9 protein-coding genes are annotated in these 13,418 nt (G+C 59.9%); all 9 read right to left on the bottom strand.

Annotation, left to right across the window (positions count from 1 at the left end; genetic code table 11):
- On the bottom strand, positions 1 to 4,063 hold a 4,063-nt coding region (locus AB1451_02845; protein MEW6681845.1), incomplete at its 3' end, for an FG-GAP-like repeat-containing protein.
- A gap of 220 nt (positions 4,064 to 4,283) precedes the next feature.
- Entirely contained in the window at positions 4,284 to 4,727 is a 444-nt protein-coding gene (locus AB1451_02840; GenBank protein MEW6681844.1) for a hypothetical protein, read from the bottom strand.
- Positions 4,728 to 5,028: 301 nt separating this feature from the next.
- On the bottom strand, positions 5,029 to 5,322 hold the full coding sequence (locus AB1451_02835; GenBank protein ID MEW6681843.1) for a helix-turn-helix transcriptional regulator: 294 nt from the start codon (positions 5,320 to 5,322) through the stop codon (positions 5,029 to 5,031).
- Between the two features lie 324 nt (positions 5,323 to 5,646).
- On the bottom strand, positions 5,647 to 6,033 hold the full coding sequence (locus AB1451_02830) for a hypothetical protein (protein MEW6681842.1): 387 nt from the start codon (positions 6,031 to 6,033) through the stop codon (positions 5,647 to 5,649).
- Between the two features lie 276 nt (positions 6,034 to 6,309).
- The gene (locus tag AB1451_02825; GenBank protein ID MEW6681841.1) at positions 6,310 to 7,701 is read right to left on the bottom strand and encodes a sigma-54 dependent transcriptional regulator; all 1,392 of its coding nucleotides are present in this window, start codon (positions 7,699 to 7,701) and stop codon (positions 6,310 to 6,312) included.
- On the bottom strand, positions 7,698 to 9,233 hold the full coding sequence (locus AB1451_02820) for a HAMP domain-containing sensor histidine kinase (protein MEW6681840.1): 1,536 nt from the start codon (positions 9,231 to 9,233) through the stop codon (positions 7,698 to 7,700). Before AB1451_02820 ends, AB1451_02825 begins: the two co-directional genes overlap by 4 nt.
- Positions 9,234 to 9,310: 77 nt before the next feature.
- The gene (locus AB1451_02815) at positions 9,311 to 10,186 is read right to left on the bottom strand and encodes an ABC transporter substrate binding protein (protein ID MEW6681839.1); all 876 of its coding nucleotides are present in this window, start codon (positions 10,184 to 10,186) and stop codon (positions 9,311 to 9,313) included.
- 78 nt (positions 10,187 to 10,264) lie between these two features.
- Positions 10,265 to 12,154 carry a TonB-dependent receptor gene (locus AB1451_02810; GenBank protein ID MEW6681838.1) on the bottom strand — a complete coding sequence of 630 codons (1,890 nt, stop codon included), beginning with the start codon at positions 12,152 to 12,154 and terminating at the stop codon, positions 10,265 to 10,267.
- A 617-nt stretch (positions 12,155 to 12,771) separates the two neighbouring features.
- The gene (locus AB1451_02805) at positions 12,772 to 13,167 is read right to left on the bottom strand and encodes a cytochrome c (GenBank protein MEW6681837.1); all 396 of its coding nucleotides are present in this window, start codon (positions 13,165 to 13,167) and stop codon (positions 12,772 to 12,774) included.
- Positions 13,168 to 13,418: the final 251 nt, after the last annotated feature.

The raw sequence follows: 13,418 nt of genomic DNA, 5'->3' as shown, positions 1-13,418 counted from the left end.
AGTCAAAGAGCGTGTAGCTGAAGCCCGTGATCGCGCTTTGCGGCACGCTGCCCCCATCGGTCGGCCCCGTACCCGCCAGGTACTCCGCCACGTTGGGGTAGGTGTCCCCGTCAAAGTCACAGTCCGCCCCGTCCGGGCAGGCCGCGCTCGTGGGGCTCAAGCCATTGGCGCTCTCCCACCCATCCGGCAACCCGTCGCCGTCCGCGTCACCGCCCAACGGATAGCTGTCAGGGTCTTGAGGATCAGTGCCCGCCTGAAACTCCTGTAGATTGGTGGCACCATCCCCATCTGGATCGCCACTCGCGCCATTGCTCCCCGTCGCATCTTCAGGATCCAGCAAATACTGATTCTCCCAGCTATCCGGCAAGCCATCGTTATCGTCATCCACGTCGCACGCATTTCCAATGCCGTCGCCATCCGGAAAGTCGGTCTGATCCGGGTTGGGCACGGCTGGGCAATTGTCCGAACCGTTCGGCACGCCGTCGCCATCTGAGTCGAACGGCGCGGTCGGTCCCGGGATGCTGTAGACATACACGCGGCCGGCATCGGCAAGCCCACCGGCTTCCACATTCGGAGCCCCGATGACGATCTCCGCCCGCCCATCGCCGTTCATATCACCGTCGTTGGCAATCCCGCCGCAGAAGCAAAACTCGAAGGTGCCGATATGATCACCAGGAGCCTGGCCATCGAAGCGGTGGATCAATCCATACGACGCTCCATCGTAGCTGTACACGTACACAGTCCCTGCGTCGACCAGCCCTCCGGGATCGGCGTTGGGCGCAGACACGACGAGGTCTGCGCGGTTGTCGCCGTTCACATCGCCGGTCAGGGAGATGGCCCCGCAGCAACCGCCGAAATTGTCTCCGGGATTCTCGCCGTCGAACCGGTTCAGCAGCGCACCGGTAGCTCCGGAGTAGACAAAGACGCTGCCAGCATCCACAAGCCCTCCGGGGTCAGCGTCGCGTGCGCCGAACGCAAAGTCCGGCACACCATCCCCATCGAAGTCCCCTCCCCCGGTCACTGAAAGGCCGAAGACCTCCTGGGCGAGTCCGGTGGGGTTTTCAATGACGTGCCGGATCGACCCGTCAACCCCGTTGAACACGTAGGCGCGACCAACGTTGGACCGATACGTGCCCGGGTTCAACACATCCTCCGCGTCGAAGAATGCCGCGCCGACCACAAACTCGGCCCGGCCGTCGTTGTCGAGATCCCCAATTCCGAACACACACACTCCAAAGTGCTCGCCGGCGGTCTGTCCCGCCGGCGAATGAATGGGGCTACCTGTTGACCCAGACAGGACGTACGCTCGACCGAGCTCTCCCGTCCCCGGCTGTTCGCCGCTTGGACCGGTAAACGAGATGTTGAACTGAGGCGCTCCCACAACTACATCCGCTATGCCATCGCCGTCCACATCGGAGTTGATCGCCCCCACATGAAACCCGAGGTAGTCGTTCGTGGCCGTCCCGTCTCGCCGCCACTGATAGGAGCCGTGAGCCCTCAACGACCCATCAAACGGAGGACTACTCAGGTACACGTAGACCGACCCCGCACCGACAACCGCCCCAACGTTCCGTCGCGGCGCGCCGACCACGATATCGGTCAATCCGTCGTTGTTGAAATCCGCCCCCGACACGGAATACCCGAACTCGTCGCCGAACGATTCCCCTGGAATCGAGAACAGGAGATTGTGAGGCGGCATGCCCGAATACACGTCCACCCGCCCAGGACCTGATGGTCCGCGTGGGGGAACGTTCGTGAACAAGACCTGCCCGACGCCGACAACAAGGTCCTTCACTCCGTCCCCGTTGACGTCGCCGCCGTTGTACACGGACGTGCCCAGTGAGTCACCAGTGATTCCGCCGTCTCTGGAGAACAGGAGCAAGGCGGTGGGGTCTGTGCCTCCCTGATACTCCTGGAGGTTGGTCAAGCCATCGCCGTCGGGATCGCCATCGGCTCCGTTGCTGCCGGTGGCATCATTGGGATTCAAACCATACTGGATTTCCCAGCTATCCGGCAGGCCATCGCCGTCGGTATCGACCGAGGGAGAGAACTTCTGCACGCGAATATTGCCTGCATCTCCCACGTACACCGTGTCGTTGCCGTCAACCGCCACCCCCCATGGCGCGTGGAAATTGCCCGTGGTGTTATTCAACGTTCCCCACGTATGCTCGACCGTGCCGCAGGTGGATTGGTTATCGATTCCGTTTAATTCTTGCATCCAATGAGTCGTCGTCCGGCCAGCAACGAACACCCTCCCTGCTGCGTTGACCGCCAGGCCATACTGTGCGTACAACGCAAATTGGCCGGGAAGTGTGCCGATACTGCCGCAGGCACGCTGGAGCACGCCATTCGCGTTAAACTCGATGATCCGAGGATTGAGAAAGTCGGACACATACACAATGTTACGGTCGGCCGGATGGACCGCGATCCCACCGGCCCCGGTGACGTCCGGTGCCCCGACCCAGGGACAACTGACCACAGAACCGTCTCCCGTGTATTTACACACGTCAGACCGCCGTGAGACGTACAGATCAATACTGCCGGGCGTGCCCAGTCCATCGTCGTAGACCGCCAATCCGGCATCTACGGCAAGCCCGGAAACCGGGATACAACCAGTGGCGCCACCAAACGATGACACCAAGGTACCCGACGAGCTAAATTTGCAGACCCGACCGTTCCGAGTATCCGACAAATAAATATTTTCACTCGCGTCAATGCCGATGGCCCCCGGCGAGTCAAATTGACCCAGCCCGCTCCCCAAACCTCCAATACAGCCGTCCAACTCAATGGGGTCAAAGCTGGTGTCCAATACCACTGGGCTCACCGAGTTATTAAACTTACAGACCCGATGATTGAATACCTCGGTGACATACACGGCACTGCCGCTGGAGTTGACCGCGACACCGACGGGATAGTTCGTATCCCCCAGATCCGTGGCATTGCTTCCCCACCAATTTTGTGTTCCTGAAACAATGACTGGATCCCCGCTGAGGTCAAACTTCTGAATTCGGTGGTTGAACGTGTCTGTGACATAGACGTTTCCACCAGAGACGGCCAGCCCGGTTGGAGTCTGGAATTGGCCGTTGCTGTTTGCGCCGCCGACGCCCCGTGATCCTGGGCACCCCACCGGGTTTCCGAAAGAATCCAGCTTGCAAAATCGATTATTCCCGGGATCAGCAACATACACGTTGCCTGAACTGTCGACGTCGATCCCCTTCACATCATGGCCGGTGAAGAAGTTGAAGGACCCCCATATAGGGCCGAGATCGACCACGCAGCCAAAACTTCCACTTCCAAAGGAGGTATCTTCCGTCCCCGAGGCGTTGAATCGACAGACTCTCGCATTGAAACTATCCACCACGTACAAACGGCCCGCCCCGTCCAGCGTAATTCCGCCAGGTTCATTGAACTGCCCGCCACTGCTTCCAAAGCTGCCGATACAGGGACTGAGCGTACTGGTGAAGTTGACGGCTGATCCTGAGGAATCAAACTTACAGACCCGATGATTCCCCGTGTCCACGACATAGACCAACGAGGCCCGCGCGACGAGGGCGTGCGCATTATCGAAATTGAACGGTCCGGCGCTCGACGCCGAGCCATCCCAACAGCGTTCAAACGCTCCGCCGTTAAGCGTCCACTTGCAGACTCTATGCAGGTCGGAATCACCGATGTAGATCGCGCCCGCCGCGGAATCAATGGCCACGGCAAACGGGTGCAGAAGCTGACCGTTTCCAGCCGCCGCGCTGCCGATACAGGTCGGGCCTGTCCCATCGCTATTGAATCCTGTTGGGACTCCTGTGTCGGTGTACTTGCAGACCCGGAAGTTGTTGCCGTCCACGACGTAGACGTTGCCGCTGGAGTCCGTGGCCAAGCCCGTTGGTCGGGCGAACTCGGTAGCCGCGGTTCCAGGTCCGACCTGGTTCAGGCTGCCCCACATCCCGGCAAAGGTATGGGCCTGCGCCGTCCTGGCTTGCAGCCCTTGCAGGCTTAAAAGCACGGCCGCAAGGCAAACATGAGCGGCAACCCTCGTCGTCCATTTCAGTACGATCTGCCCGTCGCGCATGGCCCAGCCCTCCCGATCAATACGGAGATGAATGTGGATGCCGCTTTTTCGCCAAAGGGACCGGCTCTTTCGTGAAGGGACTACGCTACAGCACTATGTGATGGTGCACGCATTCTCTCGCCCTACCGCCAGGCCGATCGGGGAGACGACGACGGCCGCGAGTCGGAGGGGGACTGGCGGAACATCCGCGACCGCCGCCGTCTGCAGACAGAAGCGGGCTCTACCGCGACGCCTCCGCTCGTCGTCCGGCATGGCCCCGGCGTCGCGCCTTCCGTCGCATTGACGGATGGAGCCACCGTTCCAGGGTCAGCCTGAGAGATTGTCGTCCGAGCGGGCGCGGCAGCACCGCGTTGAAGTCGCGGCCCAGGAAGGTCCAAGGATCGGACAGGATTCGGGAGTCGTCGGTCAGCAGGATCTTGGTCGCATTGGTCAACCCGGTCTCGAGCCACCGAACCAATTCGAACCCGGTCGTGCCGTTCAGACGGTGCTCGACGATCAAGACATCGATGGGCCCCCTGGCGAGGATGTTCAGAACATCATCGGGTGTACACGCCGGGAGGACGCGCGTCGCACCGGGTTGGACTTCGGCAGCGATGGTGCTGATCAGCTCAGCCATCGCCTTGGCGATATGCGCTTCTTGGGTGACGATCACAATGGTGATCATTGCGATGCCCTCCGCTAGCAGGGTGCTGAACTACTCCGCACCCTGCTTTCCCAGGGGCTCGCGCCCCTAGGACGGCCCCGAAAAGCGGGGGCCTGTGACCCCTCGAAGGGGGCCCACCCCCTTCGAGCAGCCCCCCCCACGCAGGCTTTTTCATGGTACCTGCGCGGCCAACGCTCGGGGTAGTGCGTTCAGGCGCTCATTCTACCGGGGTTACTCACGGGCTCCAACGCAAAACCCCTGTCAAAAATGACTCTTTCATGTCGAAATTTGATTTTTGGCGGGATGGTTGCTCTCCTTGTTGTTACCGGGGGGATCGAAAATGCCGTGGCGAGCAGCCGATGACCCTTTTGAAAGCCTTGGAAAACGCTTCGGGACGTTTGAACCCCACGGAGAAACCGACTTCTTTGACGCTCTTGTCCGACTCCCGCAGCAACACCGAAGCACGTTGAATCCGCACTCTCTTCAGGTGTTCCAATGGCGAGCATCCCACGTGTTTCTTGAATTCTCGGCACAAATGGCTCGGGTGAATCCCGGCAAGCGCCGCCAGCTCGGTGAGACCGATGGCTTGGGGATAGTTCATCTCGAGGTGAGCCATCACGCGCGCGATACCTCGCCTCGCGCGCGTGGTGGAGCGGGTGCGTGGCAACGGAGACCCTCCACCGCCTGACATTCGAAGCGCTAACATGCCAGGATTGGGTAATAAGTTGAGGGGCTCATTCTACTGAGGCTAAGCATGGGCTTCAATCCTAAAGCCCTGTCCGAAATGACTTTTTCATGTCTCAAATTGACTTTTTCGATCCCCACGGGACCTTCGGTGATGAGGCGCATCCTATGGAAGTCGCCCACGGGCTTCAACGCAAAACCCTTGTCTAAATTGACTTTCTCATGTCGAAAATTGATGTTGCTGCAATACGGTCCATCAATTCTTCGTGAGGTAGCGACGCAAGGCCTGTTTGAGAGATTCCCGGCCCAACGGTCTGGACAACACCTCGCTGATTTCTGAGCCGATGTAGTTCCATGGTTCGGCCGCGACTTGACCGTTGTTCGTCAGAATGATTTTGGCGGTGCGGTCCAGCCCCGACCCCAACCACCGGGCGACATCGAGACTGCGGATGTCCGCAAGGAGATAGTCGATCATCAGAAGGTCGATCGGCTGATCCTGCAATATGTACCGAATATCCTCGGCCGAGCACCCGCAGAGTACCCGGGCTGGACCATCGCAGACCTCACGAAGCACGCTCCCCACCAACTCGGACAAGGCTCGTGCGATCTTGGGGTCCGCAGTCACCACCACGATCGTTTTCATCGGCACCATTCCTTGCCGACAGCAGGGACCGAATGGCTGAAACCGACAGGTGAGAAAGCAAGTGCCATGCCCCTGATCCCTGGGGGCTCGGACCAAGCGACGACAGGTGACAAATCGATCTTGAGGTTTTTTCAGGAACTGGCTTGTAATATCTGGTGTTTCTATCGGCGAGAACTCCAGAGATTCCGTGGACGGAACATCCGGCCTTTCGTCTGCAGCATCGAATTAGGTGTCCCTGCCACGAACACGTGTCGGTCTTCCGACCGACAGGCCCGACTATTCCTCGGGTTCGAGGCGCGATTCAGAGCCCGGACCCTTTGAAACGCGGATCTCATGGCGATGCATGATTTGAATGAAGTGAGTGCGATTCAAGCCGAGCCGGCGAGCGGCCTCGGATTGGTTCCAATGGGTGCGCTCGAGCGTCGAAAGGATGAGAGCCCTTTCGAAGGCCGCCATACGCTCCTTGTGCGTACCGCTCTCGGGACAGAAGATGGGCGGCGGGGCTAGTGGTGGAAGATGTTCCAGTCGGATCTCTCCATCGGGGGAGAGGACGGTCGCCCGTTCGAGAACGTTCCGTAATTCCCTCACGTTTCCGGGCCAATCGTGCTTCATCAAAAGCCGCACCGCTTCGGGTTGAATGGCGAATCCCTTCCGTGATTGTTCGTTCCCCAGTTCCCGCAGGAAGCAATGGATGAGGTCCGGGATATCCTCGCGATGGTCGCGCAGTGGAGGAAGGGTGATTGGAAATACATGGAGCCTGTAATACAGATCCTCACGAAACGTGCCCCGCTTGACCTCCTGGAGGAGATCCCGATTCGTGGCGGCGATGACTCGGACGTCCGCTTCGCGGTCTTTCGTCCCGCCGACGCGCGTGAATCGCCGGTCCTCCAGGAACCGCAACAACTTGGATTGAAGGGCCCGGGGCAACTCGCCGATTTCGTCGAAAAACAAGGTCCCGCCGTCGGCCAGCTCCACTTTCCCGCGCTTTAGCTCGTTCGCACCCGTGAAGGCACCCCGCTCGTGCCCGAACAGCTCGTCGTCCACCAAGTGTTCCGAGAAATTGGTGCAACTGAGCACGACGAAGGGTTTGTCGGAGCGAGAGCTGGCTGCGTGAAGGTAGTGAGCCAACACCCCTTTGCCGGTACCCGTTTCGCCGAGAATCAAGACCGTGGTCTCGGTGATTGCGACCTGTCGCGCGGCTTCGACGCACGCAGCCATCTTCCCGCTCGTCGCCACCACGCGTTTGGCGAAGTCCGCCATACGCTCGGCCCGGAAGGACGCCGTTTCGCGCTTGAGACGTCGGCACTCCAAGGCTTTCTCAATCCGCGCTTCGAAATCCACGAACTCGAACGGTTTCGTCACGAAATCGAAGGCTCCGCGCCGAATCGACTCGACGGCCGCCGGGATCGTTCCATATGCCGTGATCACAATCACCTCGATCGATTCGCCGAGCTTGATAATCTCCTCGAGTAAGGCCATGCCGCCCCCGTCGGGAAGTTGCCAATCCAAGAGGACCAGATCGAGCTCGCGAGCCTTGAGCACCTCACGCGTCTCGCCGCACGACGCGGCCTCGAAGACCCGGTGTCCCAAACTGGCGATGCGATCGCAGAGCGCGAGCCGGATCGAGGGATCGTCGTCTGCCACTAGGACGCGCGCCGAGGTGGTCATCGGTACGTCCGGTTGGGCGACTGGGAGGACACCGCCGTCCCCTCTGACGCGGGAAGAGTGAAGTAAAATGTCGCTCCGTTCCCGACCTCGCTTTCAAACCAGATCCGGCCTCCGTGAAGCTCAACCAGATATCGACAGATGTACAACCCGACTCCGCCGCCGTGACGCCGGCTCTCTGAAGGCAGCGGCTGACGAAGCAGCGTGGCCCGCTCTGACGGGCGCACTCCCGGGCCCGAATCCCGAACACTGATAGTGAGATCCGATCCCTCTGTGCGGGCGTCGATCACCACCGTCGACCCCGGCGAGCTGGCCTTGATTGCGTTATGAATCAGATTGAGAAGCACTTGCTGAACCCGGTCGGGGTCGGCGACCACCCGCACCCCAAGCAGGGACTCGGACACGACGCACGAGATGCCTCGCCCCTCTTGAAACGGCTGCAGGACATCGAGCGCGGACTCGACGAGAACATTGATGTCGACGACTCGACGGTCAAGGTGGATCCTGCCAGTTTCGGCCATCGCGAACTCAAGGAGGGTGGTCAGCAGATGCTTGATTTGGTTGGTCGTCGCCATCACCTGCGCGAGGTACTTTCTCTGGCGAGGGGCGAATTCTCCGGTCACGCCGTCGTAGAGATTACTCACAAGGCTCGCCAGGGCCGTGAGCGGCGTCTTGACCTCATGAGATACCTGGAGCAGGAGGTCGTTCTTGAGAGCAATGATGTCGCTCAGACGTCGGTTCATATCTTGCAGATCGGCCGTGTGGAGGCGCACCGCGTCGTCGAAGCTTCCCTGAAGACGGGCGACTTCGTGCGTTTTCCGATCGAGCGCGTGTTTCATCGCGGTCAGAGAACCCCACAGCGATCGGATTTCATCCCGATGGGTCGCGAGCGCCGAGGAGTCGGAGGGCGTCTGATCCACGCCGCCGGTCCACACCCGGGCACTATCAGCCAACTGTTTGAGCGGCGAGACCATCATCCCCGAGATCAACCACCCGGCTAACAGCCCCGCACCGAGCAAGAGCGCCCACACGCCGATGGAACGAGCAACCAGAGCGTCCATCTGCGCGAATATCCGCTCGACCGACACGATGACGACCGCGTGGCCGACGATTCTCGGTTCGAGCGACAGGCCCGGGGCCGTTTGGTCGGACAAGACGTCCGACGACTGATGGATGACGATCGGGGTTCGCGTTTCGATGGCTCGATGGTCATCGGCCTTCACCAACCGCGCCGCGTCGCCGAACGCGTTGGGCATTCCCCCGAACCATCGCGGGTGGAAGCCCTCGATGCGCGAAATCTCCCGTCCCCAAGTCCGCCCGTCTCGTTCCACGGTGGCGGCGATCACATCGGGCTGTTTGTTGGCCTCGCGTAAGAGTTGTTCGAGGGCGCCACCGTCTCCCGCGTGGAGGTAGATGGCCGCCTCCTTGGCGACGCCGGAGGCGACGCTCACACCGTGCTGGAGCGCGATCTCCAGCAACGCGTACCTTGCCTGCGAAATGAGATAGGCCGTGAGCAGCACCCTGCACAGTATCATCCAAGCGGCGCCCAAAACCAGAAAACGAGCACGAAACCCGATCGTCGGAAGAGCGTCTCTCAAACGCTTTGATGCCATCACGGATAAACCCGATTGGCCAACGCCGCCAGCGACGGACTGATGGGAATCCGGAGCTGCTTGGCGACGCGGAGATTGATGAATGTTTTCACGTTCCGCGCGAACTGGAGATGCGACGGATGTTCCCCCGCGTTGATTCGACTGGCGAGTTCCCCGGCCTGGATCCCCAAATCTCGATAGTCGGGCATCAAGGAGAACAGACCTCCGCTTCGCGCAAACCAGTCGGAGTATCCAATCAGCGGAAGCCGCTCGACCACCGAATACCTCAGCAGGTACTTGATCGAGAGCTCGTCCAGAAAACTGGAGTCCGGCACGATCCAAAGGGCGTCGATATCGGCTCGCGCCGCAGACAACGCGGCTGCAAGATCCCCGGGCGAACGAACGACGATGGGCACGAGGCGAATCGGTGTCTGTTCGAAGAACTCCATCATCGGGCGGAGGATCGGCCCTGTCCGCTCTGGATGGTGAGGGATGCCGATTCGATGGTGCGGGAGAAACTCCTGGAAGCGGGCGTATATCTCTCGCGGGGCGGCGTACATGGACACCACCCAAGACCGTGAGGGGTCGAGGACCTGCGCATCGTCAACCGCCAGGCACGCCACGACCTTGGCGTCCACCGAGCGCGAATCGAGTGCCAAGACCGCGAGACCACCGACGGCGATGACAACCTTAGGCGAGAGCAAAGAGATTTGGTTGACGACGTAGGGAATCCGGTTCGGGTTACCTTCGAGACTGTAGGTAACGACCCGATGTCCTTGCAGTCCTTCCCTGACGCCGGTTACGGCATCTTGATAGGCCTTGATTTGGGAACTCGCGAGCACCACGAAAGGGCGTTCCGCGGCCTCGGCAATGCCTCCGAAGGCTGCAGAGATCATTCCAACGAAAACCAGGAAGCGGTTGTGGAGCCATCGGGACATCTGAACCCAGGCCTCCCGTCTATCGCGGCTGGACGGTTACATCCTGACTTGAAGCATGGCGCTCAACTCGAACGGCAGTTCCTCCCCGACGGGCGGAATCTCCCGGTGGCGGTTGTTGGTCACGTTGAAAGCGTCGATCCGCACGTTCACTGCAGGAGTCAAATGGTATCCGATCGATGTGTTGACGAGGACATAGGAATCGACATCCGTGGTGGCCTGCGGCGCACCGCCGAATGTGAAGGGCGATGAGGTCGGACCTACAAAGTGGACCGTCACCGCTCCGGTCATGCGCTGAGGTAGGTTGATCAGGATGCCGGCGTTGGCCTTATGGGGCGCGGTCAGGTCAACGTCCTCAGACCCTCGGCGAAAGCGGGCGTAGGAGTAATTGGCGATGACGTGCAGCCAGGGCCGAGGGCGATATTCCCCCCACAACTCTCCGCCACCGCCGGTCGTATCCTCGGGGTCATTGATGAAGGTGAACGTCGTCGGAGGTTGGAACGTGGACCGAATAAGGTTTTCGGAAATCACGTAGTATCCGTCGAGGCCCAGTGTCAGATTGGATTCCGACTGCCAGAGGTAGCCCAGCTCATACCAGAGGGACTCCTCCGATTTTAGATCGGGGTTTCCGACGAGCCGAAAACTCGGGCCGAGGGGGAAATCAAAAAATGTGTTTGAAATGGTCGGGGTACGATAGCCGAGGCTGATCGAGGCCCGAAGTGTGTGTTCCGGAAGGAACTGATACGTCAGGCCGGCGCGTGGTGAAAACTGCCAATTCGTTTCTTCGTGGTAATCCAACCTTCCGGCAAGGCGGACCAAGAACTGGTCGGTGACGTTGAACTGTTCATCCGCAAAGACACCACCGCTGAACTGGCTCGTCTGATCAACGGCCAAATCCGAGGCTTTCACAACGGACTGCCGCACGTCCCCTCCCACGGACAGCTGACTCCAGCCGAGGTGAGCACTGCGATGGACCACTTCCAGGTCATAGAGATCCTCGGACTTGTCGGAAATGAAGTCTCCGGAATCGACTTGAAACTTACTCACCTTGCGGCTGTTCCAGAACGAGCGCACCGACAGCGCCGGATGCTCATATTCCAGCTGGAGATGGCCCGTGGTCTGATGGTTGTCCGCAAGGCTACCCGAGGTGGTGTGCTGGAGCAGTTGGCCTTGGTTGATCCCTCCCCCTGCGCGCAATTCCGCCCCCCCCGCGAGCGGGCGCGCCGCGACAGCGTGCAGGCGCCACGTCCGCTCCCCCTGAGGGTCCTCTAACGTCATGCCTTCGAACCGGTTCCACAGGTCGGCCTGATCGAATCCGCCAGAAAACTCCAGCGTGTAGGGGCCGACTGCGAAACCGGTTGCCAGACGCTGCCGAAAAGCCGACTGGCTTGCAACCGTGGTGTCGCTTTCAACGGGTGAAAGAGCCTGGGGCGGCCGCGTCATGATGTTGATAACGCCGCGAGCAGCGTTCGCGCCGTGGATGGCCGAACCTCCGCCGCGGATCACTTCAATCTTGCTCACGTCCTGCGGAAAGAAATCGAGGATCTCCCACTCGATATTGCCGGAAAAGTCATCATAAATGGTCCGACCATCGACCAACACAAGGACATCTCGCGGCCTAAAATTACTTCCATTGGCAAACCCGCGGATTCCAACCGTGAACTCGGTGCGGGTGATCTGGATCACGTCGACCCCTGGAAGCAAGCGAAAAAGTTGGGGGACGTATCGAGCGGGGAGCGCATCGATCCGATCAGAGGTGATGATGGACACCGCCAGCGGCGTGGTGTTAACCGCCTCCAGTCGCTTCGACGCAGAGTAGACTATGTTTTCGGACTGGAGAAGTGCGAGATCACTGGATAGACCGGGCACGTCTGCGTGCCGCTCCTCGGCTTGCGTAGAAGAGGTGGTGAAGGCCGCCTGCACCAACATGAGGGCGAAGCAAGATCGGGTAACTTCCATCAAGCCGGGAACAGCGCATCGCATGGCGATTCCCCTGATCGTTTTAGCTCATCTCTCCTTACCTGTCACATTAAGAGACACCTGTCTTTAATTTGAAGCAAGAGCCTCAGCCAAAGAAAGATCTCTTTGAATGTAGGGCATCATGGTGTAACTCCTGAGAAATCCTGAGATAACGCACGGGAATGACTCTTGTATAAAACCCCAGCGTGTGACGCGCATAGCAAGACTCATACTCCAGCACGCAAACACAATGCCAAGCTCTTCAGCCCTCTTCAACACGCAAACGAAGGCAGAGTCTCCACGATCCCTAAGCGGCCTGGCCTCTTTCGTTGACGGGTCTTGACGGAATGCAGAGTCAACTCCTGGTGGTTACGACGACGGCAGCCTACGTTGCGACGACGCGTAGGAGCCCCTGCCGGGCCAGTCCTCATGGAGATTCCCCCGCGCACCAAGCACTGCCCGAGGGGAACAGGAAGGACGTGTTTTTAACCGAAGCTTCCTTCGAAGTCAAGGCGGTACACAGCAATGGTTCATTGCTGCGATGGAGGCTTCGAAGATGGCCGTGGTCGCGTCCGCGAGGGGCGCCGTCACGCCAGCGGCTTGAACGGCGCCTCCATGCGGATGAACGACAAGACATCCTTGATGTCCTGTTCGGTCAACAGATCCCGGTAACCGTGCATGGGCGTGTACATCACCCCGTAGCTGATGATGATCAGCAACTCCCAGTCGCTCTTGGTCCGCGAACTCAGGGACTGCAGATCCGCCGGCGCGCTTCGCAGCGACGGCGCATCGGGCCCGCGGCCGTCGAGTTTCACGCCGTGGCAGCGGGTGCAGAGCCGCTCGTAGATCTGTTGGCCCCGCTTGGGGTTGCCGAACGCGTTCTCGGCATTCCCGGATGGACTCGAGAATAGGAGGGCGACGCCCGCGATCAGTGCGATCGCAACCGCACGCCAGAGGATCGATCGCGTCGTATACCGTTCCATAATGTCGCCTCCTCAATGTTTATCAGTACGCAGTAGTGTCCGGCTTATTTGATGTCAGTAGGCTACAAAGCCAATGCTAACGCTGGTTTCGAGGGATTCATGGGTGTCCACGATTTGAATTTCGGGTTCTTCCGGCTTTTCCGTGGGTGAGAATTCTGCTATAGAGGGGGCCTTCACTCACCGGGAGGCCTCCTGTGCGCGACACCGAGCTGTATCGACACCTGTTGGGGTTGCTGGAGCCGTGGACCGTG

The sequence above is a fragment of the Nitrospirota bacterium genome, from assembly GCA_040757335.1.
Classification (GTDB): domain Bacteria; phylum Nitrospirota; class Nitrospiria; order 2-01-FULL-66-17; family 2-01-FULL-66-17; genus JBFLXB01.
The sequence above is the reverse complement of the archived record's forward strand: the minus strand, read 5'-3'. Positions and strand labels throughout refer to the sequence as shown.